Annotated in this window: 1 protein-coding gene; it reads left to right on the top strand. The window is 60.0% G+C overall.

The features are described 5' to 3' along the window. A partial coding sequence (locus tag ACTMTJ_RS45385) for a glycoside hydrolase family 43 protein (RefSeq protein ID WP_441225323.1) occupies positions 1-920 on the top strand: 920 nt, incomplete at both ends.

Below are 920 nucleotides of genomic sequence, written 5' to 3'. Positions count from 1 at the left end.
CACGTTCACCAACCCGATCAAGATGCGTGGTCCGGATCCGTGGATGCAGTATTACAACGGTTATTACTATTTGGCGACGACGACGTGGAACAACACGATTACGATGCGTCGTTCGCGGACGTTGGCGGGGTTGTCGTCGGCTTCGGATACGTTGTTGTTCACGTTGACTCGGCCGAATGGTGCGGGGACGATGTGGGCGCCGGAGTTTCATTTGTTGAACGGGCCGAATGGGCAGCGGTGGTATTTCTATTACACGGCGGGGCGTGAGCCGTTCGATCTGGGTTCGCAGCGGATTCATGTGTTGGAGAGTGCGGGGTTGGATCCGATGGGTCCGTACACGTTCAAGGCGGACATGTTGGATCCGGTGTCGGACAACACGTGGGAGCTGGATCCGGGGATTCTTCAGTTGAACGGGAACTTGTATTTGTTGGGGACGTTCTACAACGGGTCGCAGCCGTTGTTCATCCGGCCGTTGTCGAATCCGTGGACGGCGAGTGGGACGCGGCGGATTTTGGTGACGCCTAGCTTGTCGTGGGAGACGGTGGGTGGTGCGGTGGCCGAGGGTGGTGAGGTGTTGCAGCGTAACGGGCGGACGTTCATCGTGTACTCGGCGTCGCATTGTTCGACGCCGGATTACAAGTTGGGGATGATCGAGTATGTCGGTGGGGATCCGTTGAACGCGTCGTCGTGGCGGAAGTTCCCGAGTCCGGTGTTCCAGCGGGCGGGTAACGTGTACGGGCCGGGGCACAACGGGTTCTTCAAGTCGCCGGATGGTACGGAGGACTGGATCGTGTATCACGCGAACAGTTCGGCGAGTCAGGGGTGTGACATCAACCGGACCACGCGGGCGCAGAAGTTCACCTGGAACGCGGACGGCACGCCCAACTTCGGCACCCCGGTCAACAGCGGCGTGGCCATCC

The organism is Phytohabitans sp. LJ34 (genome assembly GCF_052068095.1).
Taxonomy (GTDB): domain Bacteria; phylum Actinomycetota; class Actinomycetes; order Mycobacteriales; family Micromonosporaceae; genus Phytohabitans.
The sequence above is the reverse complement of the archived record's forward strand: the minus strand, read 5'-3'. Positions and strand labels throughout refer to the sequence as shown.